The sequence below is a fragment of the Viridibacillus sp. FSL H8-0110 genome, assembly GCF_038003565.1.
GTDB classification, from domain to species: Bacteria; Bacillota; Bacilli; order Bacillales_A; family Planococcaceae; genus Viridibacillus; species Viridibacillus arenosi.
On the sequence record NZ_JBBOPJ010000001.1, the window covers coordinates 2,588,992 to 2,608,467 of the forward strand.

A 19,476-nucleotide genomic window follows, 5' to 3' on the forward strand; every position below is an offset into this window, starting at 1 on the left:
TTAAAGGACATGAGTATAATATTTTCTAGATCCAAATTCAATAATCATTAAAGATATTAAAACAATAAATAATGCAGTATTTGCTGGGATTTCCACAAAATTAGTTAAAAACATAAGAATTAATATTTCAGATATCAGGATATACAAGGAAAAGCGAGCCACTTTTCCATCAATTAAAGCATCTCTTTCGTCATATTCTTTTGCTAATTCCTTTTCTAGTGATTTATTCTTTCGGGATGTAATGTTAGAAATTGTTGAGAACAATAAAATTATTCCACCTAACAATACTGTGATATAGCCATTATTAAATCCTGCTGATGTATCGAGAATTACTTGAATGAACCCAAATACCATTAGTAAGATTGAAACTAAAAGTCGCTGCATGAATAAATTTTTCAAATATACCTCTCCTAACTAACTTATCCTCTGGTAGTGAAGTTCCTTTCACATGAAGTTTGTTTCATGTGAAGTTAGTTTCATATTAACCTTTTACAAGCCAAACGTCAAGTAGTTAATAATGGTTCTTTAAATAACGAAATATTTCCTCATTTGAACCATTTTAATTATAAAAGTATTCAACTATCCTGCCCCGTTAGTTCAATAAAAAAAAGAGCTGCCGATGCAACTCAATAATCTTTAAGTAAAGCACCCGTTAATGAAATAAGGTAATCTATTTTTTATTATCTTACCAGTGTACTTGAAGTTTATTACCATTTGGGTCATAAAAATGGAAAAAGGCGTGACCATTATCTTCTTTTATATCCTCTACCTTAACTTGATTATCCATTAAGTGTTGATGAAATTTAGATAATTCTGGACTTGTAAAGCCAATGCTAAATTCTTGTTCATTATCAATTGTAAAATGTGCAAATGTTTCATCTTCGGTAGGAACTAAGATAAGTAAGAAAGGTCCTTCATTTACTTTTAAAGCCGAAAGTTCCTCAGTAATGTTTAATAACTGGAGCCCTAATACATCTCTATACCATTGTGCAGACAGTTCTAAATCTTTTACAGGAATTCTAATATAATGTACTTGTTCAATAAATGATTTACTCATAGCCTTCTCTCCTTTATTTAATCTGGTATATCAAATAGTACCCTTTCTATATCCCTTTTTCCTTCCAATTATTGAATTAACCTTCCCATGTTAGTTCAATAAAGAAAAAAAGAGCTGCATTATGCAACTCAATGTTCTTCAAGTAAAGCACCCGTTAGTTTAAGTGTGATTCTTCACAAATTCTTGGATATTCGAAATGAAAAGTGGATTACACCTTATTTATTATTATATTTTCCTTTTTGTTAATTAGCTTGTATTAAAAAGTGCTTTTATTTTCCTTTCATTTACTTTAATATCGATAAGGGCACCCAAAAAAAGAGATTGAGGTGCTAAAATGTACGGTATTATAAATTATGAAATGTTTTTACTAACAGGGATTTTACTAAATCTGATCCCTGGTGCGGACACCATGTATATTATAGGTAGAAGTATTTCACAAGGTAAAAGAGCTGGTGTTTATTCTGTGTTTGGTATTATTACTGGCTCTTTAGTTCACACGTTATTTGTTTCTTTTGGCTTATCACTCATACTGACAAAATCTATTGTATTATTTAATATCATTAAAATAATTGGTGTTATTTATCTCGTTTATCTACGGATTAAAATGATACTTGATAAGTCAAACATTGGTTTCAAAGCATCATCAAATAAATTAAACATAAGAAAAATTTATATACAAGGACTTTTAACGAGCTTAACAAATCCAAAAGTTTCTTTATTTTTTATTGCGTTTCTTCCGCAGTTTATAGATGTTCAAGCATCAGGTCCTGCTCCTTTTTTAATTTTAGGGCTTACGTTTACAGCAACTGGACTACTATGGTGTTTATTTGTTGCTTATTTCTCTTCTTACGTTACTAAAAAACTAAGAGGAAACCAAAAGGTAGGAATAATCCTGAATAAGATAACAAATCTCCTTATTCCACTAAAGCACCCGTTAGTTCAACTAGGATAGTCAGGGTAGGATGACCGTATAGAGCTGTTCTTTCTTTGATAAACTGATATCATTTGTACCAACGATAAAAGAATCTCCGTGTAAAATCACTTCTGTTAGAGTGTCACTTGGATCTAATTCGAATATAGGATACTGTACAGAGACCTTCCCCTTCAATTCATCTCTATCCTGTATCTTAAATTTTATTTCCTTTGATGAATTAGTTATAAAGAAATCGTCAAAGGTTAATTTCCATCCAACATCGTCTAGTATTCTATCCAGTTCATTTATCGAATGAACTTCATCAATTCTGTACCTATGCCGTTTGTCATCATCGTCTAAATCATCAAATTCTCTTACAAAGTTATGGATAACCTTTAGAGGAAAACAGTTATAGTTTTTCCAGAAATCAAATATAGTTGTTCCATATTCTCCGTCAACCCAATACATATATTCTGGTTTTTTTATACAATCACAAGCCCGGAAATCTATACGTTCATTTTCATACGATGTTCGGTCATCAATATTAATCATATTACTTTTTCCATCCTATTCCTTTTCATTATTCCTTTTTCTTCTTCAACTATTCTGCCCCGTTAGTTTAATAAGAACAGCTACGCTAATTCCACAATCGCACTAGGTAATGTAAAATGGTTTATTGTGGTCTCACCAAAGAATTCACGACCACCCAGAAAATACCTCGATTTCATAGTGTTCTAAATCATCGTTAGACAATTTGGCTTTTAAATACTTTTCAACTTCAGGTATATCATTTTTATCATATACATCTATCGATATAACCGGATCAGTATCACCAATTTGAGTGCTTTGTACTTCGTATTTATCCCACAATGAGTTTATAACCAGCTCTGTACTATATGGCTTTTGTTGCGCGTACCAAAATACCACAGACATAACAATAACACTCGTTAAAATTAGTGCTCCGAATTTTCTTTTAACACCCATTTTTTCTCCTCCATTACTTTAAGTACATTTCTTACAAACTTTTAGTTTACATTTTATTTGTGTTAACAGTTAGTTTTTGCTTGTAATTTCTTAACCAAACTATAACTGAAACTGTCATACTTAAAATTCCACTTATTGAAGACATCCAGAAAAAGATTCTTCCTCCAATTGTTGGCGAATTAAAAATTAAACCACTAAGTAATATACATATACAACCTGTAAATCCCCAAAAGCCTATAGCCCATTTAGAATGATGTTTTATTAGATAATAGCCAATTACACTCAGAATGTAGAGTAAACTAACTATCATAATAACAGGAAATAATGGTTGAAATTTAACTGCATAAACAAAATAATCGAGTTGGCTAATATCACGCCCATTCGTAATCTCAATGTTAAATAACTCGGTAAACGGTGATGAATACTTCCATTCCAACGAATTTTCTATAATGGCACTTCCCTCATACCAAGCTATAATTGTTGATACCGCTAAAGTAAAAATTCCAATGATGAGTTGTAACATATACTTAAACAATTTTATCCTCCCAATAATTTTATTAAGATTTCGTAAATAACTTTTCATTTCAATATAGATTACGGTGTTTCTAATGAAATTAATTAAAGTTGCTATCTTTCATAAACCTACTCAGTTAGTCCAATAACTTAATAAAAAGAACATCACTCCTTTTTACCTACTAGTCATTAAGACGAATTATATGGAATAATGTTACAATTCTTATTCGACTAAACTGCCCTTTTAGTTGAACAAGAACCTTCTCTTCTATTACGTATTTTGGTCGAACTGTGACGTAATGTTTTAACCAAAATCGCTCTCTTTTATTCGAACGTTCATTCATGTATATTTAATACATACCAATTAAAGGAGAATAAATTATGAACTCAATTGATTTAATTCTTTTAAATTTCAACGAAGTACGAAGAAGAAGTACTAAGGTTTGGACATCTATTCCCCAAGAAATACTACATTGGAAACCCGATGACGAAGCAATGACTTGTATAGAGATGATTAGGCATGTTTTAGAAAGTGAACTTTATTACCATCTAGCTATCCAAAATCAAGGTAGTCTGGCAGTCTTTGATTCTCCTTTCGAAAAACAACCTTTTACCACTGTAAATGAGGAATTGAAATTAGCAGAACCATTTAGAAATGACTTCATAGAAACTATTAAGTCATTTTCTGAAGAAGATTTAACAAGTATTAAAATTGATCGTTCTGATTCAGGTTACATAAGAAGTTTGGGAGACATGTTGCTAAGAGTCGCCTATCATGAATCAGTCCATACTGGCCAATTGCTGGATTACTTGAGAATGGCAAGGGTTCCAAGAGTACGTGTTTGGGATTAATTTATCTCAAGGTGTGATCACTTAGGTGATGCGCCTTTTCTTTTTTAGTTACTACGCATTTTGTGTCAAATGCGACATAAAAACTCTCCTTCTCTTATTCAACTAAATTGCCCCTTTTAGTTCAATAAGAAAAAAGCTTCACTCCTTCTTGAAGAAAAGCACCAGTTAGCTTAAGTACATTTATTCAAAAATTTGGTTGTAATTCTATAAAAAAAGGAACTGCTTTCACAGTTCCCCTTTTAGAAATTTTCCCAATGAACAACTAGAGCCAGTCTGCACTTTCATCAGCAAACCTTTGTAATTCATTCATAAAAACACTTGCATGATAACCATCACAAACAGCATGATGAATTTGTAACGACACAGGTAAGAACAATTCATCTTTTATTTGAGAATATTTACCCCCAGTTATTATGGGTAAGAGAAAATCTCCACCATTATTAATATTTAAATTAAATGCTGTAAAAGAACTCCAAGGGATCATAGATATCGGAATATTATTATCTGGTATAGGAGTCTTTGGAAATAAACTACCCGTACCATTGTATTCTTCTACATCTTTTTCATACTGAGAATGAAATTCAGAAAACCTACTTACATTTGGTGACCAGATGCTAGAAAATGTGTATGTCTTCTTATCAAAAATTGTATAAGAAGGCAATATTTCTGACCAATAACCTAAATTCCCTTCTGGGTTAAAACTGGTTCTAAATTCTCGATGGGAATTAACTATTTTTGTAATCATAAAAATAAACGCAGGATATAACTTATAATTCTTCTTCTTTAAGTTCTTCATAAGAACAGTAATATTAATTTCATTCGTTATACTGAATGTTGTTTGTTGTTGTAAATAGTGCTCAAAGTACTCTTTTCGATTCCAATTTTCACGATCAATTATATTAAATTTCATTACAACGCCTCCTAATATGTTTTATTGGATTTAGGAGGCTATTTCCTCTGCTTTTTTCATGACAGTCATCCTTTTGTAAACTAATTTATACCACAACATTATCCAGTATTTCTAGACTAAAATCAACTTACAGATATTACTTTCTTCAACTAACCTGCCCCGTTAGTTCAATAAAGAAAAAAGAGCTGTATATGCAACTCAATGATCTTCAAGTAAAGCACTTGTTAGTGAGTACAGACACCCACGAGGAAACTGTTCTTTCGTTCATTTATTTTGCCTCAAAGTTCTAGGGGCTTACTCACCTACCATACCGTCCTTATCATTATCTTGCATATATGGGTATAACCAATGATCACTCGTTATTGGCATACTAAAACCTGCTGCTTTTGCTTCTTTAATCGTCACCTGTCCATTACCGTTTGTATCAACACTTGAAATATCTTCAGTGCCATTCGACTTATTAGAACTAGTTGACTTATTTGAGTTAGTTGATTTACTTTCAGTTAAGCCTAGAGATTTATTTATCTCATCAGGGTTGCCGTTATCAAACTCATCTACAATCTTATTCCCTTTTAAAGTGTAAGTGTACTTATAATGAGAAGGAATATGCGTTTCCGTATTAGGATATGTGATAATTGCTTCAAAATTAGTAGCTCCACCAGCTTTACGAATGGCATCTTCCATATATGCTTGATCACCATGTCGGTTAAGCGTACTTTCTTGTGGAGTAATATTGTAAGCATTGGATACCCCCCCGAGAGAATCTGCAATGATATGTCCTTCATCTAAATCTGAACTTTCTACACCAGGAACTTTTGCTTCATCATTGTAGTATCTGCCAGACGATGTTACAGGTTCGTTATCGTCATCTTGTAGAACGATTTCGTCAGCAATGACACGGATTACTTGGCCATATTCGTTGGTGAAAGAATAGTACTTACGGTTCCCAAAACCAATGTCAACGACGACGTTAGGTTCGCGATGTCCTGACAAATCACCACCATCAACTTCAATAAATTTGTATCCTGCGAACTTGTCATTTTTTGATTGGGTTGGTGTTTCCTCTATTACTGGCTCATCATCCGTAGTGATTGTTTCTTCTTTTCCATTATTATTTGTATTAACTGTGGTTACTTCTTGTGAATCTGTTTCTTTATCTGCAACGGATGCATCTTCTACGTTAGTACAACCAACTATAAAGATGGCAGTTAAAAGTAAGATTAAATAGTTTATTTTCTTTTTCATTTTAGGACTCCTTATAGTATTTTTTACTGTTCATTCTAGAGCTCTTTGAATAAAACATAAATTAACATTGTTAACCTATTTATAATAGTATATTACAATATTAATTTTATTAGAGTAGATAATTAGTTCGAAGTATGTAGTATTAAATTCCAATAAAGATTAGTAGAATCCAATGCATTATATTTTTCAAATATAAAATTTAGTATGCAACTCAATGATCTTCAAGTAAAGCACCCGTTAGCTTAAGTACATTAGTTCACAAAGACTTCTTATAAGTAACAAGAAAAGGTGCCAACAAAGAACCAATTATAAAAATAAAAATAGCTATGCCAAGTATCACAAGACCATTGCTAAAAGGGGGCAGGGAATAACCAAAAATGAGCATTGGAAGAATAGTGAATGAGACAAAGATTAATCTGCTTGGTATTGTTATCTTATGCGTTGTATCGCATTCGTTACATTTGATCGGTTTATAATTCCTCCAAAAGGATTTATAGATTTCACTCCAACTAAAATGTGCATTGCATTTCTCGCATTTTTGCAAAGCTAATCACCTCCATTATAATTTTTAAATCTTCTTAGCGTTGATTTATTAACCTGCACCGTTAGCACAAAGAGAAAAAAAGAGCTGCATTGCAACTCAATGTTCTTCAAGTAAAGCACCCGTTACTTTAAGTACATTTCTTCACATTGTCTATAAAGTAAAATACATCTTTTGATTTTGTTACTATTTTTTCTTATTTGATAGTATATAAACACATACAAGTAGAACTGCAATGATTGAAGTGATTATAGAATATCTAAAAATATTAAAGAAAAACTCTGGATAAGGTGTTACAACAAATGAAGTCATCCCCTCTACATCAGTTGTGCTTTCTTCTATTTTCATAAAAACTACTAATAAGAAGAAAGAAACAACAAATGAATATATCCCTGTTTTCACTAAGATTTTCTCCATTTAAAAACCCCCTAAATAATGCACTTGGTTCAATAGAGGAAGTTGAACAAACTACGTTTAAGTTATTGTTTCTTTCAATTTTACTAAACCTTACCATATTTATACTAATATAGCTTATTAAACTAAACTGCTCCATTAGTTTAAGTACATTCTTTCACAATCTCAACCTTCCCTCCTACTCGGGTCAACGCAAAAGAATTACTGGCTTCACTGGATATGCAATCTTATAATCGCTGGGGCATTGTACGTAAAACACATGGAGTCATGGCAGACGATGAAATTTGGATTCGTTTTAAAGGTGAAACACTCACCCATCGAGATGTCTGCTTACGTAAAGATCTATATTATCCTGAGGAACCCAATTATTTTGAAGCTAATAAGTATTAACAGAGGCTCTGAGCCAAGCACTCTCATACTACCTTATTTCATTAGAAACAAGATGAATAACTTAAAAATCTTCAACTACAGAAGTAAGATATTTAGTAAAACAAAAAGGAGAGGGATATAAATTTTATCAAGACCTAATTTTTAAAAAAATAGAAAAATTAAAGGGTTCTACATATTAGATATGACTAATATGTAGAACCCTTTCTTCTTTTACTAAAGCCCCCGTTAGTTCAATAACAAAAATTAGTTTTTATTGGTTAACACCAATATTTACACCCCATAGTCTTTGAACATTCACTAGTTCCTGTTCATTGAATTCCATTCTATAAATATCAGGTTTTGATGTGCTATGTAAAAAATTCAAGTCATAAGTGCTATCGAAATGTCCCATCATCAAGGTCATAACTGCCCCGTGAGTACCTATCACTACTTTTTTATCTCTAAAGGTATCTAATAGTTCTTTTAAGACTTTGATAGCTCTTCTTTGACAATCAGCATTTGATTCTCCTCCCTCTAAAGAGAAATTTGTTTCGGAAAATGACTTCTCCAAAAGTGGAAACAATTCCTTATCAGATACTCTATTGTCTTCAGAAGAAAATATCCTCTCTTTTAAATCTTCAAACACTAAAACTTTTCGCCCTATTTGTTGAGCTAACTTTTCAACAGTTAAAATTGAGCGTACGTATGGACTTGAAACAACTGCATCAACTTCTTCATCTTTCATTATGTCAGTTACTCGTTGAGCATCTAAATAACCTTTTTCGGTTAATCCTCTTGTTCTTTCATTTCCTTCTTTTGGCGACTCACCGTGTCTCACCATATAAACAAATGTACTCATACTATATTTTCCCCCAATGATAAATGTATTGTATTCATCCTTTTGTGAAATATTGAAAATAATGAAGAATAAAGAAGCCTAATTCCTCCTTCTTTTAGAGAGAAATTAGGCTTCCGTATAGGATCTGTAGATTTATAACTTTTTAAGTTTACATACTTAAAAAGGGAAAGATTACTTATACGGAATATTAAATTCAATACGTGCCCCCGATAACACTAAGGGATCTACAACTTCAATGTTTCCGTATAGTTCATCAACAAGTTTTTTAGTAATAAACAAACCTAAACCAGCGTTACCCAACGAATTAGATCTTGATCTATCTTCCCTAAAGTGTTTGGAAAACACCAAATCACGGTGTTCCTTTTCTATTCCCACTCCCGAATCCTCAATGGCGAAATGAATGTAATTGCCTTTTTCCTTAACAAAAAAACGAATTTTTCCATTTTCCGGCGTATATTGAATAGCATTGGCAAAAAGATTCTCTAAGATTCGATTGACCTTTAGGTAAGGAATTTCCACGTGATTATTTATTTTCAAATTATGCTCATATTGAATATTTTTCTTTTCCATTAAGTGAATAAAATCATTTTCCACGTCTTTGATTAATTCATCAATAGATGTAACATCATAAATCAGTGTTGGATCCTTGATATTACTTGCTTGTCCCATACTTTCTAATATATTATTTACCTTTAAGACGTTTCTATTTATAATATCTATCTGTAATTGTTGATTAGGTGTTAAATCGTCCACATTATTTAACATTTCAGTACTTAAAGCAATGAGTGTAGCAGGTGTTTTTAGATCGTGTGACAAGCTAGACATCATAACTGCCCACTCTGAGTCGTGTTGCCAATTTTTATATAAGGACTTCTTTAGTTCTCCTTGCATTTGTCTAAATGACTGTGTTAATTCGCCAATTTCATTATTACTATTATAACTAAGGTTAAATTCCAAATTTTTATTTTTAATCATAATCGACGCATTTAATAACTCCTCCAAAGGAGCTTTTACGGAATAATAAAGCTTATTAATAAAGGATCTCGAAAATATAATGAAATAAATAATCGGTGATATTAAAGTGATACTTATTAACCCAAACATAATATAGCGAGAAACAGAATGCCGACTTTTTATCTGATAAGAATAAACCCAAAGTCCTTTAATTTGATTTTCAATTACTATTGGCTGGACGAGATGATAGTAATCTTTGTAAAAATGAGCACTATTAAACATATCAACAACATTTACTCCCTGAAATAAACCACTGAAATTTTCACTACCATCAATAAACTCACCATTGGGGCTAAATTTGTTTAGGATGATATCATTCTTTTTCAAATTCCTTTTCATCTCATTGAATTTAGACGACTTCATATATTCGGATGGATGATCCGTCATGCTTTTGCTCTGTTTATGAACTAGTTTTTCACTATTATTAGCTGTCCGTTCAATAGTTGCAAAAATAACCAAAATTGAAATAATAATTGTAAATACACTCATTATAATAGTCCATATTATGCTTTTGATATATAACCTTCTTATATCCTTGATTATTGACTGTTCCATTGGTACCCTATTCCCCAAACTGTTTGTAGATAATTTTCAGGAAAACCGGCAGACAATAATTTACTTCTTATATTTTTAATATGCTCCACTACAGAACTTGCATCTCCTTGTCCATCAATTCCACTTATACGCTCATATATATGTTCTTTGGTAAAAACCTGCTTTGGCGATGAAAGCAACAAGACCAATAAATCAAATTCTTTTTTAGTAAAGGGGATCACCTTTTTATTATGCATAATCTCTCGTGAAGTTATATCAACAACTAGGTCGTCAATCAATATTTTTTTTCGTTTACTTTCATCATGTTTTTGCAGAAGACGTTCTCTCATTTTAAATAAGGCTTCAACCTTATATGTTAACAGCTTCAAGGAGAAAGGTTTAGATATAAAGTCATCTCCTCCTAAAGAAAATGCCTTCATCTTATTCATATAATCTGAAGCAGCACTAATGAATATTATTGGGCAAATTACTTGATTACGAATTTGTTTGCACACTTCTAATCCATCATACCCTGGCATCATGATATCCAGCAGAATTAAGTCAACATCTGCTTCTGCTTTATCAATCGCTTCTATGCCATCTTTTGCTTCCGAAACTATATACCCCTTGGAAGTCAGATGAAGCGAGAGTATCTGTCTCATATCTTCTTCGTCTTCCGCAATCAATATTTTCTTATTCACTAATTGTCCTCCCCTCCCATTTATTAAACCATATTACAAATGCTACGAATAAAATCACACTCACACTAGTATATAGCCCCCACACCAAAGTGGAATATCCATAGTCACCAATGGTTAGCAGATGTAAATATCTTGTGCCATACAGTAAAGGTATGTACTGCCATATGGAATCCCCTAAACTGTTTGCACCAAAATAGATAATAAATATACTGAAAAAGATTCCCATACCGAGACATACACTTGTATTTATTTTTATTGCTATGAACCATAAAATAATTATAACAGGTAAAGAAAATATCGTTGTTAAAATTGAATATAATAAAATATCCCCTGTGAAATGATTACCAATAAGCATCCATAATGGTATGCAACTAACTAATGTACTGAACATAACCGAACCTAAACTTACCAAGATTAAATCCGTACTCCACTCTTTTCTGCTTCGCAACTGTAAAAGGTGATTGAAGTGTCCTATCTGTTCTTCGTATCTAACATACAGACTTATCATGAGCGAAATACCAAATGGTATTGCACTATTAAAATAGACCGTATAGTCAACGAATATATGGTTTAGAGAATCATACCTCTCAAGATATAAATATAAGCTAACACCATATATAATAGGAGCTAAAATCATTATAAGAAACCAAAAGGATTTTGCCATTTTATAAAGCATAACATTTAAATATTTCATATATACATCTTCCTTTTAAAAATTTTATTGGATAACCACATTAAAATTAGGAAATATACCACACTAACTCCCATAGCTATAGCTAAAACATGAAAGTCTGGTACTAAATTGAAGTTTTCAATGGGTGTACCATTAGGATGGATTCCCATTGTTTCCGCTGGTACCCTTAACATACTTCCACCAGGAAGAACCCAAAAATAAGATTTTAAAGCGATAAACACTGAGCCGACGGCACCAATCAGGTTTATTAGAGTCGTCATAAGTACACCGATATACTTGCTTACAATTAAACTGAAAGGAATTAATGGTAAAGCAACAATCATTATGAACGCTGTTGTCATAATTACTTGGGGTATGATTGGCAATTCATTATATATTAGCAATGAACCCAATATAGACGCAGCAGCTATCAATACTGCCGAGATACATTGGTAAATTAAAATTACAACAACTTTAGAAAAAAACATTTTGGATAAAGATATGTTGTTTGACAAAACGTTTTTATAATCACCAATTTTTTTCTCTTGATTAATATTCATCCCACATGCCATAGCCAAACCCACAGGCAGGAAAAATATAGGCCAAAGATTATAAATAATTGTTAAAAAAACATTTGTAGACGGCTGTTGCTCCGCATATATATTTGAAAAAATAGCAAAGGCTAGAAAGAAAATTGGAATAGCTAAAAGTAATTTCTTCGATAAAGATGATTTCATTTTTAATAATTCAGCTTGAATAAAATTAGACATACTTATACGTCCTTTCTAATGCCTGAAGTAATTTCAAAGAACAAGTCTTCAAGGCTATCTTGGTGATTAAATTTATTTTGATATTCCAACTTGCCATTATGAATAATACCAATGGTATCTGATAAGATTTGTATTTCATTTAAAATATGACTAGAAATCATGGTTGTAACACCATCTTTCTTTAACTCGTTCAAAAGGTGTCTTAATTCTCTTATTCCTGCCGGATCTAATCCATTTGCTGGTTCATCCAAAACTAGAAATACTGGTTTTTTTATTAAAGCTAGAGCAATTCCTAACCTTTGTTTCATTCCTAAAGAGAACTCTTTTGTCTTTTTCTTACCTGTATTAGAAAGATTTACTTTTTTTAAAACTTCACTAATTTCCTCAAAAGGAATACCTTCCTGTAAACAAAAGATTTTTAAATTGTCGTACGCACTTAGATTGCCATATATAGCAGGACCTTCTATGAGTGATCCAATCTTTTTTAAATCATCTCTTTTCCACTTATCACCCTCAAATAGCACTTCACCATTTGTTTTTTGGAAAATTCCACTTATTATTTTCATTAGTGTGGATTTACCAGCACCGTTTAGTCCGAGAAGACCATAAATTTCTCCATAATTCACATGCAGGTTTATGTCTGACAGCACTTTTTCGTTTTTGAATTTCTTTTCTAAATGTCTTGTTTCTAAAATGTAATTAGCCATTATTACAACCCCTTATCTTTATTTAATACAAGTATAGAAAATAAATATCAAGAAACTATAAGGAATGTATTTTTAATAAGGACAAATAAGAAATGACTTATCATTTTTCAGTTAAGCTCAAATTTCAGCATGAAAAAAATCCATCTTGAAAAGATTGATCAAAATGGATTTTAATTCTGAAATTATATATGACTTTAAATAAGTCCTATTTTCGAGTATGTTATTCAGATTCTGCAATACAAAACGCATTTCTTTATTCCAGATATGCGCCCTTTAACGGAATAAGCAGCTCTTCCATTTGTTAAAATCACCTTGCCTTGATGTCCATCCGAAGATTCACCAATCCGAATGGCTTCACTTATTTCCGATAAGTTGCAATATGATTCAGGTCTCATCAGCCTTATTTTTTTATCTCTAATCAATGTAATTAAGTGGTTAAATGTCTCCTGCCATTCATTTGCTGAGACTCTTTTATTCCAATGCCGTAAATGAAATAATTTTGCATTCACTTTTGTCTCATTTGTAATCTCGGCCAAATCCACTTGGATTCCTGATAAAAGACCTAAAGTTAAGAAAGCACCTTTAGAACGAACGCAAAATGCTAAGTCGTTACCATCTGGTCCTCCAATTGAATCAATAGTTGCATCGACTCCATCCCCACCAGTCAAAGGTATTAATCACACAAGAAGCACCGAGCTTTAGTAAATCCTTTGAATATTTATCATTCCGGGTTATCGCAATTAATCGGAAGCCCAGAACTTTTGATAACTGAGCAAAAATGTGTCCAATAGCTGAACCGCAAGCATTGACCAAAAGGACATCATTTAAATCCTTTTCATTTACTGATCCTATATCATAAAATTGAATATTCATTTTTTGCACCTCAAATTTTATGGTTACTATTACTTTAAATAAGTTCTTTACACTATAGAAGTATCCTTTAAATTTAGCAGCATTTTCTTCCCTTCTTAAACTAACCTGCCCCGTTAGTTCAAGAAGAAAAAGGCTCTACTCCTTATTGAAGTAAAGCACCCGTTAGTTTAAGTGCGATTCTTCACAAATTCTTAGATATTCACAATTAAAAGCGGCTTACACCATATTTATTAATCCTCAAAATGTTCAGTAGATCACTCATCATTTTAAACTTTTTTTCGCTGATCCATCTAAAAAAAGCTTTTATTTTTCTTTCATTTACTTTAACATCGATAAGGGCACCCCAAAAAAAGAGATAGAGGTGCTAAATGTACGGTATTATTAATTATGAAATGTTTTTATTAACTGGGATTTTATTGAATCTAATCCCTGGTGCGGACACTATGTATATTGTTGGTAGAAGTATTTCACAAGGTAGAAGAGCTGGTATTTATTCTGTGTTTGGTATTATTACTGGCTCCTTAGTTCATACGTTATTAGTTTCTTTTGGTTTATCACTCATACTTACAAAATCTATTGTATTATTTAATACCATTAAGATTATTGGTGTTATCTATCTCGTTTATTTAGGAATTAAAATGATACTTGATAAATCAAACATAGGTTTTGAAGCGTCATCAACTAAATTAAACTTAAGAAGAATTTATATACAAGGACTTTTAACAAGTCTAACGAATCCCAAAGTTTCGTTATTTTTTATTGCTTTTCTTCCGCAGTTTATAGATGTTAAAGCATCAGGTCCTATTCCTTTCTTAATATTAGGGCTTACTTTTACTACAACTGGACTACTGTGGTGTTTATTTGTTGCTTATTTCTCTTCTTACATTACTAAAAAACTAAGAGGAAACCAAAAGGTGGGAATAGTCCTGTATAAGATAACAGGAATGCTATTTATTTGTATGGGATTAAAGCTACTTCAAACTAAAGCTCCCCATTAAACTTGTAAAATAAAACAATGCCCCCAAATAAAAAGTCCTTTCAAATATGAAGGGACTTTTTCTTAATTAATATTAGTTCTTTTACTGCACAATATCTTTCAGATATTCATTCAATGTAGTGATAAAATTTAAAATTCCGCATTGGTATATCTGTTTAAAGTAACCTTTTTCTTCAAGTAAAGTACTCGATTGCTGAAGAAAGTTCTAGAATTTTAATATGAAATTACTTCTTGAATCTGGTCATGAATATTTCCCTTACTTAACCCTCCGTGGTAACAAACTTGCTGTTAGTCTCACTAACTCTTAAGAGTTAGGCAAGTTTCCTGTTTGTATAGACAGCCCATGTCATAAGAGTTTTCTTTCCTTATGACAAAAGGTGTATAATAGTATGAAGAAATTTTATATTATCGGAGGGTAATGAAAATGAAGATTTTGTTTGATGAAACATACACTTCAAATGACGGAAAGCGAACAAGCAGGAATATTTGGTATGGATATGCTGATATATCTGATGTTGGTGAGTATGGAAAAAACATTAAGCTTAATGAAGATTTTATGGATAATTTATGCGAAATAATAAAAAATGACTTATCTAAGAATGCAGCAAATGCCCCTACTGAAACTAACTGGTATTTCTATGGAAGTGCTGTAACTCAGGACGCTATTGGAGACAATATCCGTCCGACAATTATGGTTCGTGAGCGATCTGACGAGTTTATTACTAATTTTAATATCAGTGACCACGATTTTGCTGTAAATATTGATGCTATTCTGTTGTTTAAGGCGGATTTTGAAAAACGTTTAGCGCGTCATTGATGAGTAATATCAGTATAAGCATTTTCAAACTTTGAGGGGATGATTTCATAATGAATTCATTCTCCTTTTTCATGTGGGGTGAGTATTTTTGTGTGGAGGATAAGGACTTTTAAAAATACAGATAGTGAATAATTACACTTAAATTAAACTGCCCCGTTAGTTTAAGTACATTCTTTCACAATCTCAATATTGATAGTAACAAAAATCCCTAATATAAAATCAAGCTTTTTTACAAATCTACACTTTATTCAGGTTCAACTCGAGCGAAAACCGCTTTATCTTCATTTATTCCTTCTAATTTGCTCGATTTTCAGTCGTTTTTGCGTTAATCCTTCTTTAAGTTCCAATATATCACAACAAAAAAAGCGCCTAATCCCTTTTGTATCAAGGGATTAAGCAGATTTTAAACACTATAGTTTTAGTATAGTTAATTGTTATTTTGCGAACAATGACATTCACTCATTATTCACTATGTATAGTTTCCACAACATGAATCACTTTTATCCCTAAGGCTTCCCCTTTAGTTGAATGAAAAAAACTGTTTGAATAGCTCCAAGATCTTCAACTAAAGCACCCGTTAGTTGAACAAGATTTATATAATTAGTCCTTCATTTCCACCATAGTAATCAACGATTTCTTTTAATTCGGCTAACGTAGAAATCAAATAACTTTGTTCACTTTCAAATTCAAATTCTAAAAAATTCTCCACAGATAAATACTCTTGGAAAATACCTTGGATTTTAAATTTACCTAACCCAGTAAATTCAAGCACTAATTTAAGTTCTGATGAATCAGTATTTGGAAAATTAATAATGCCTTCTAACTCTTCGTAGCATTTAAGTAGTTGTTTATAGAATTCATATATTTGACCTGTTGAAAACCAAAGTTCGGCATCTTTTACGTAATAGTTCCCACTTTTAATTTGAATTTTCCCTTTAACATCATAGCCACCCAAATAACTTGTTTCTTTTGGGAAACCAAAAACTTCATTTAATTCAATTCTTATAAATCCTTGTTTGCCTTTAAGTTCAAATGCATACACTCAAATCATCTCTCTTCATTTAATTGCCTTGTTTCAACCATATCAAAATACAAGTTATTTTAACAGATTCTTATTCCACTAAACTGCCCCGTTAGTTGAATAAGACAATCGAGTATATTTTTTAAAATAAAGGATTCTAATAAATTATGTAGAATATTTACATTAATACTAAAAAAAGGTGTGATAAAATGTTGAATCAGGTTTGTGTTATAAGTATTTACGTGCCAAATTTAAACAAAGCAATTGACTTTTATACCAATACTTTAGGTTTTGAATTAAACAAGCAGTATGGACCTAATATTGCATCACTTGTACACGGAGAGTTACCAATTATTTTAGAGGAGAACAATAATACAACCTTTAATCAAGATAATAAAATTACAGGAGTTGTATTAGGTTTGAGAACTGAAGATATTTATGAAACGGTTAAATTCTTAAAAGATAAAGAAGTTGAATTTATTGTAGATGAACCAACTAATTGTCCTCCAGGAAAATATATTAGTTTCAGAGACCCCTTCGGAAATATTTTAGAATATCTCCAATTTGAAAATCTGTAACAAGCATTAAAAGTTCAACATAATTGTTGAACTTTTTTTAATCTCCTTTTATAACTAACCTGCCCCGTTAGTTCAATAAAGAAAAAAAGTGCTGCATATACAACTCAATGATCTTCAAGTAAAGCACCCGTTAGTTGAAGAAGAACCTTTTCTTCTAATGCACATTTTTTCGATTTCGGAATACGTCTCAGATTCCTAACAGTTCGTATTAACAATAAGCTTCTTCATTAAAAATAAAAAGTTCAAAATCGAAACTTAACTACATTATTATTCGTTATATTATAAATAGTCTGAAAATAAAAAGGAGCCTAGCTATGAAACATTTATCAATTTATGTTTTTATCTTTAACTTACTTTTTTATGCACTAACCTTGTTTAATATTGATCTTGTTCCAGGTATAGTATGGCGAAGTGTATTAATTACAGGACCTATAATAGGGATTATCTTAGCTTTGTTGTATTCTAAAGGAAAATTGAAAGTAATAGGATTATCAGGAAATTTGTTCGTTTTTGTCATTGCCATACTTATGCCGTATATTGTTACAACATTTATTTGGAACCGACCATAGCAAGTTCACTTCTACAGAGCCAATATCTAAGAGATGTGCTTAGATATTGGCTCATTTAATTTGAAATTCATTAATTATTCTCCTAAGTTTTCTGCCATCTGTATTACGCCGTATGTTCGAATTGTCTATTATCCTTCAATTTCAATTTTTTCTAATTCCAAGTGTTGAACAGTTTTATTCCATTCGTCATACTTATAGCTGCATTTATACATTTACAAATACTGCTTTTTTTATGAAATCGAAGAAATTCTCTAGATAGAAATTGACTTATCACTTAGATTGTATTGCATCTTAGTTTGTAGCTAAATATTCACTATTTCGGTATTCTCCAACTTTTCACTAATGCGATATAAAAACAAGGGAATTTATCAAATTTCTTATTGAACTAACCTGCCCCGGTAGTTGAAGAAGACAATCGAGTATATTTTTTAAAATAAATGATTCTAAATAACATCTGTAGAATATTTACATTAATACTAAGAAAAGGTATGGTAAAATGGTGAATCAGATTTGTGTTATAAGTATTTACGTGCCAAATTTAAACAAAGCAATTGACTTTTATACCAATACTTTAGGTTTTACATTAAGGCTGTTTTCGTAAACTTTGTTGTTTTGGTTAAATAGTGTTATTCAACAATCGGGCCAGATTGTTGAGGTGCTATATGTAAAGTGAACTTACCAAAAATTATTCTTATGGAGGTTGTAGAATGAGAAATGGTGTTATCTTAATGACCATAATTTCGGGGCTACTTTTCTGTTTTATAATGATTGCAGCTTCGCTATCTCCCTTTCCGGATCCTGGTGGATTCAATTCTTTAGGTATGTGGCTGAATATTATAATGTTTCTTGTCTTTTATATTCTGTCTTTAATTTTGTATTGGGTAGGAGTTAAAGGAATGAAATATGTTATGGCAGTTTTTTGCGGAGTAGGGTTACTTATATCACTTTCAATAATTGTACTGGCATTTGTAATGGGAACGGTTACTTATAATGTTTCTGATTTTCTATATGTGATCGTTCTTTGCATTATGTCACTAATTGCCAATATCGTTTGGTATATTGTTGCATTTAAAAAGTAGCAGATTTATAACGTTCTGTTTTATAAGGATGCAATGTATACAACAATCGGGCGCGATTGTTGTATAGCCAAACTTTTCTTTATAGCAACAATCTTTGAGAAAACAGCCTACATTAAACAAGCAGTATGGACCTAACATTGCATCACTTGTACACGGAGAGTTACCAATTATTTTAGAAGAGAACGATAATACAACCTTTATTCAAGATAATAAAATTACAGGAGTTGTATTAGGATTACGAACTGAAGATATTTATAAAAAGGTTAAATTCTTAAAAGAGAAAAAAGTAGATTTAATTATAGATGAACCAACTAATTCCTCCAGGTAAATATATTAGTTTCAGAGACCCTTTCGCAAATATTTTAGAATATCTCCAATTTGAAAATATGTAACATGAATTAAAAGTTCAACAATTATGTTGAACTTTTTTAATCTCCTTTTATAACTAACCTGCCCCGTTAGTTCAATAAAGAAAAAAGAGCTGCA

At 31.5% G+C, this 19,476-nt stretch carries 26 protein-coding genes and 1 pseudogene; 10 read left to right on the plus strand and 17 right to left on the minus strand.

Translation table 11 applies throughout. From position 1 onward, the window contains the following. A complete protein-coding gene (locus MHH98_RS12915; RefSeq protein WP_038191322.1) occupies nt 1–399 on the minus strand; it encodes a hypothetical protein in 399 nt (132 codons plus the stop codon). Between the two features lie 286 nt (nt 400–685). Further along, a complete protein-coding gene (locus MHH98_RS12920; protein WP_038191321.1) occupies nt 686–1,057 on the minus strand; it encodes a VOC family protein in 372 nt (123 codons plus the stop codon). 334 nt (nt 1,058–1,391) lie between these two features. On the opposite strand from MHH98_RS12920, the gene MHH98_RS12925 reads away from it, so the two are divergent. Then, nucleotides 1,392–2,009 (plus strand): LysE family translocator, encoded by a 618-nt coding sequence (locus MHH98_RS12925; RefSeq protein WP_076066001.1) that lies wholly within the window; start codon nt 1,392–1,394, stop codon nt 2,007–2,009. On the opposite strand, the gene MHH98_RS12930 is transcribed toward MHH98_RS12925, so the two are convergent. The 3 genes from MHH98_RS12930 to MHH98_RS12940 form a co-directional block, all read right to left on the minus strand. After that, a complete protein-coding gene (locus tag MHH98_RS12930; protein WP_038191316.1) occupies nt 2,010–2,522 on the minus strand; it encodes a hypothetical protein in 513 nt (170 codons plus the stop codon). A gap of 144 nt (nt 2,523–2,666) precedes the next feature. Next, nucleotides 2,667–2,954 carry a hypothetical protein gene (locus MHH98_RS12935; protein ID WP_038191315.1) on the minus strand — a complete coding sequence of 96 codons (288 nt, stop codon included), beginning with the start codon at nt 2,952–2,954 and terminating at the stop codon, nt 2,667–2,669. 46 nt (nt 2,955–3,000) lie between these two features. Beyond that, nucleotides 3,001–3,489, minus strand: a complete 489-nt coding sequence (locus MHH98_RS12940; RefSeq protein WP_038191313.1) for a YjdJ family protein — start codon at nt 3,487–3,489, stop codon at nt 3,001–3,003. Nucleotides 3,490–3,848: 359 nt separating this feature from the next. Here MHH98_RS12940 and MHH98_RS12945 point away from each other — a divergent pair, with 359 nt between their 5' ends. After that, nucleotides 3,849–4,319 carry a DinB family protein gene (locus MHH98_RS12945; RefSeq protein WP_038191305.1) on the plus strand — a complete coding sequence of 157 codons (471 nt, stop codon included), beginning with the start codon at nt 3,849–3,851 and terminating at the stop codon, nt 4,317–4,319. A gap of 262 nt (nt 4,320–4,581) precedes the next feature. Here the strand turns inward: MHH98_RS12945 and catA are convergent, their stop codons facing one another. The 4 genes from catA to MHH98_RS12960 form a co-directional block, all read right to left on the minus strand. Continuing rightward, nucleotides 4,582–5,229, minus strand: coding sequence for a type A chloramphenicol O-acetyltransferase (catA, locus tag MHH98_RS12950; protein WP_038191303.1), 648 nt, complete (start codon nt 5,227–5,229; stop codon nt 4,582–4,584). Nucleotides 5,230–5,523: 294 nt separating this feature from the next. Then, nucleotides 5,524–6,474, minus strand: coding sequence for a DNA/RNA non-specific endonuclease (locus MHH98_RS12955; RefSeq protein WP_340711300.1), 951 nt, complete (start codon nt 6,472–6,474; stop codon nt 5,524–5,526). Between the two features lie 256 nt (nt 6,475–6,730). Next, nucleotides 6,731–7,018 (minus strand): TIGR04104 family putative zinc finger protein, encoded by a 288-nt coding sequence (locus MHH98_RS22115; RefSeq protein ID WP_076035392.1) that lies wholly within the window; start codon nt 7,016–7,018, stop codon nt 6,731–6,733. Nucleotides 7,019–7,201: 183 nt separating this feature from the next. After that, nucleotides 7,202–7,432 (minus strand): hypothetical protein, encoded by a 231-nt coding sequence (locus MHH98_RS12960; RefSeq protein ID WP_038191278.1) that lies wholly within the window; start codon nt 7,430–7,432, stop codon nt 7,202–7,204. Nucleotides 7,433–7,648: 216 nt separating this feature from the next. Between MHH98_RS12960 and MHH98_RS12965 the strand changes: the two genes are divergently transcribed. Beyond that, entirely contained in the window at nt 7,649–7,819 is a 171-nt protein-coding gene (locus MHH98_RS12965; RefSeq protein ID WP_235175789.1) for a hypothetical protein, read from the plus strand. A gap of 250 nt (nt 7,820–8,069) precedes the next feature. Here the strand turns inward: MHH98_RS12965 and MHH98_RS12970 are convergent, their stop codons facing one another. From MHH98_RS12970 to MHH98_RS13000, 7 genes and pseudogenes are all read right to left on the minus strand, one after another. Continuing rightward, nucleotides 8,070–8,657 carry a histidine phosphatase family protein gene (locus MHH98_RS12970; RefSeq protein WP_076035535.1) on the minus strand — a complete coding sequence of 196 codons (588 nt, stop codon included), beginning with the start codon at nt 8,655–8,657 and terminating at the stop codon, nt 8,070–8,072. Nucleotides 8,658–8,828: 171 nt separating this feature from the next. Then, nucleotides 8,829–10,226, minus strand: a complete 1,398-nt coding sequence (locus MHH98_RS12975) for a HAMP domain-containing sensor histidine kinase (protein WP_076035536.1) — start codon at nt 10,224–10,226, stop codon at nt 8,829–8,831. Then, a complete protein-coding gene (locus MHH98_RS12980) occupies nt 10,211–10,906 on the minus strand; it encodes a response regulator transcription factor (RefSeq protein ID WP_038191270.1) in 696 nt (231 codons plus the stop codon). The genes MHH98_RS12975 and MHH98_RS12980 overlap by 16 nt, the downstream gene beginning before the upstream one ends. Further along, nucleotides 10,899–11,600 carry a BsaG family lantibiotic immunity ABC transporter permease subunit gene (locus tag MHH98_RS12985; RefSeq protein ID WP_038191268.1) on the minus strand — a complete coding sequence of 234 codons (702 nt, stop codon included), beginning with the start codon at nt 11,598–11,600 and terminating at the stop codon, nt 10,899–10,901. Before MHH98_RS12985 ends, MHH98_RS12980 begins: the two co-directional genes overlap by 8 nt. Then, complete coding sequence (locus MHH98_RS12990) at nt 11,597–12,349, minus strand: lantibiotic immunity ABC transporter MutE/EpiE family permease subunit (RefSeq protein ID WP_038191266.1); 753 nt, start codon at nt 12,347–12,349, stop codon at nt 11,597–11,599. Before MHH98_RS12990 ends, MHH98_RS12985 begins: the two co-directional genes overlap by 4 nt. Nucleotides 12,350–12,351: 2 nt before the next feature. After that, entirely contained in the window at nt 12,352–13,056 is a 705-nt protein-coding gene (locus tag MHH98_RS12995) for a lantibiotic protection ABC transporter ATP-binding subunit (RefSeq protein ID WP_038191258.1), read from the minus strand. Between the two features lie 296 nt (nt 13,057–13,352). Then, nucleotides 13,353–13,881: pseudogene (locus tag MHH98_RS13000) on the minus strand (zinc-binding dehydrogenase); the annotation flags it as partial. Nucleotides 13,882–14,297: 416 nt separating this feature from the next. On the opposite strand from MHH98_RS13000, the gene MHH98_RS13005 reads away from it, so the two are divergent. After that, on the plus strand, nt 14,298–14,927 hold the full coding sequence (locus tag MHH98_RS13005) for a LysE family translocator (protein WP_340713046.1): 630 nt from the start codon (nt 14,298–14,300) through the stop codon (nt 14,925–14,927). 423 nt (nt 14,928–15,350) lie between these two features. Next, entirely contained in the window at nt 15,351–15,743 is a 393-nt protein-coding gene (locus MHH98_RS13010; protein WP_038191254.1) for a hypothetical protein, read from the plus strand. A gap of 592 nt (nt 15,744–16,335) precedes the next feature. Here the strand turns inward: MHH98_RS13010 and MHH98_RS13015 are convergent. Continuing rightward, entirely contained in the window at nt 16,336–16,785 is a 450-nt protein-coding gene (locus MHH98_RS13015) for a WapI family immunity protein (RefSeq protein WP_038191252.1), read from the minus strand. Between the two features lie 188 nt (nt 16,786–16,973). Here MHH98_RS13015 and MHH98_RS13020 point away from each other — a divergent pair, with 188 nt between their 5' ends. From MHH98_RS13020 to MHH98_RS13040, 5 genes are all read left to right on the plus strand, one after another. Beyond that, nucleotides 16,974–17,342, plus strand: coding sequence for a VOC family protein (locus MHH98_RS13020; protein WP_235175788.1), 369 nt, complete (start codon nt 16,974–16,976; stop codon nt 17,340–17,342). Nucleotides 17,343–17,656: 314 nt separating this feature from the next. Further along, entirely contained in the window at nt 17,657–17,911 is a 255-nt protein-coding gene (locus tag MHH98_RS13025; RefSeq protein ID WP_038191250.1) for a hypothetical protein, read from the plus strand. 496 nt (nt 17,912–18,407) lie between these two features. After that, nucleotides 18,408–18,512, plus strand: a complete 105-nt coding sequence (locus MHH98_RS13030; RefSeq protein ID WP_244898286.1) for a VOC family protein — start codon at nt 18,408–18,410, stop codon at nt 18,510–18,512. Between the two features lie 106 nt (nt 18,513–18,618). Beyond that, entirely contained in the window at nt 18,619–18,990 is a 372-nt protein-coding gene (locus MHH98_RS13035; protein ID WP_076035486.1) for a DUF5391 family protein, read from the plus strand. A 94-nt stretch (nt 18,991–19,084) separates the two neighbouring features. Then, nucleotides 19,085–19,318, plus strand: coding sequence for a hypothetical protein (locus MHH98_RS13040; protein WP_076035487.1), 234 nt, complete (start codon nt 19,085–19,087; stop codon nt 19,316–19,318). Nucleotides 19,319–19,476 lie beyond the last annotated feature (158 nt).

What these genes read in the sequence shown, in the direction of transcription:
- MHH98_RS12920 (WP_038191321.1), bottom strand. Translation starts at nt 1,057, where the DNA reads ATGAGTAAATCATTTATTGAACAAGTACATTATATTAGAATTCCTGTA.
- MHH98_RS12925 (WP_076066001.1), top strand. Translation starts at nt 1,392, where the DNA reads ATGTACGGTATTATAAATTATGAAATGTTTTTACTAACAGGGATTTTA.
- MHH98_RS12930 (WP_038191316.1), bottom strand. Translation starts at nt 2,522, where the DNA reads ATGATTAATATTGATGACCGAACATCGTATGAAAATGAACGTATAGAT.
- MHH98_RS12935 (WP_038191315.1), bottom strand. Translation starts at nt 2,954, where the DNA reads ATGGGTGTTAAAAGAAAATTCGGAGCACTAATTTTAACGAGTGTTATT.
- MHH98_RS12945 (WP_038191305.1), top strand. Translation starts at nt 3,849, where the DNA reads ATGAACTCAATTGATTTAATTCTTTTAAATTTCAACGAAGTACGAAGA.
- catA (WP_038191303.1), bottom strand. Translation starts at nt 5,229, where the DNA reads ATGAAATTTAATATAATTGATCGTGAAAATTGGAATCGAAAAGAGTAC.
- MHH98_RS12955 (WP_340711300.1), bottom strand. Translation starts at nt 6,474, where the DNA reads ATGAAAAAGAAAATAAACTATTTAATCTTACTTTTAACTGCCATCTTT.
- MHH98_RS12960 (WP_038191278.1), bottom strand. Translation starts at nt 7,432, where the DNA reads ATGGAGAAAATCTTAGTGAAAACAGGGATATATTCATTTGTTGTTTCT.
- MHH98_RS12965 (WP_235175789.1), top strand. Translation starts at nt 7,649, where the DNA reads ATGCAATCTTATAATCGCTGGGGCATTGTACGTAAAACACATGGAGTC.
- MHH98_RS12970 (WP_076035535.1), bottom strand. Translation starts at nt 8,657, where the DNA reads ATGAGTACATTTGTTTATATGGTGAGACACGGTGAGTCGCCAAAAGAA.
- MHH98_RS12975 (WP_076035536.1), bottom strand. Translation starts at nt 10,226, where the DNA reads ATGGAACAGTCAATAATCAAGGATATAAGAAGGTTATATATCAAAAGC.
- MHH98_RS12985 (WP_038191268.1), bottom strand. Translation starts at nt 11,600, where the DNA reads ATGAAATATTTAAATGTTATGCTTTATAAAATGGCAAAATCCTTTTGG.
- MHH98_RS12990 (WP_038191266.1), bottom strand. Translation starts at nt 12,349, where the DNA reads ATGTCTAATTTTATTCAAGCTGAATTATTAAAAATGAAATCATCTTTA.
- MHH98_RS12995 (WP_038191258.1), bottom strand. Translation starts at nt 13,056, where the DNA reads ATGGCTAATTACATTTTAGAAACAAGACATTTAGAAAAGAAATTCAAA.
- MHH98_RS13005 (WP_340713046.1), top strand. Translation starts at nt 14,298, where the DNA reads ATGTACGGTATTATTAATTATGAAATGTTTTTATTAACTGGGATTTTA.
- MHH98_RS13010 (WP_038191254.1), top strand. Translation starts at nt 15,351, where the DNA reads ATGAAGATTTTGTTTGATGAAACATACACTTCAAATGACGGAAAGCGA.
- MHH98_RS13020 (WP_235175788.1), top strand. Translation starts at nt 16,974, where the DNA reads ATGTTGAATCAGGTTTGTGTTATAAGTATTTACGTGCCAAATTTAAAC.
- MHH98_RS13025 (WP_038191250.1), top strand. Translation starts at nt 17,657, where the DNA reads ATGAAACATTTATCAATTTATGTTTTTATCTTTAACTTACTTTTTTAT.
- MHH98_RS13030 (WP_244898286.1), top strand. Translation starts at nt 18,408, where the DNA reads ATGGTGAATCAGATTTGTGTTATAAGTATTTACGTGCCAAATTTAAAC.
- MHH98_RS13035 (WP_076035486.1), top strand. Translation starts at nt 18,619, where the DNA reads ATGAGAAATGGTGTTATCTTAATGACCATAATTTCGGGGCTACTTTTC.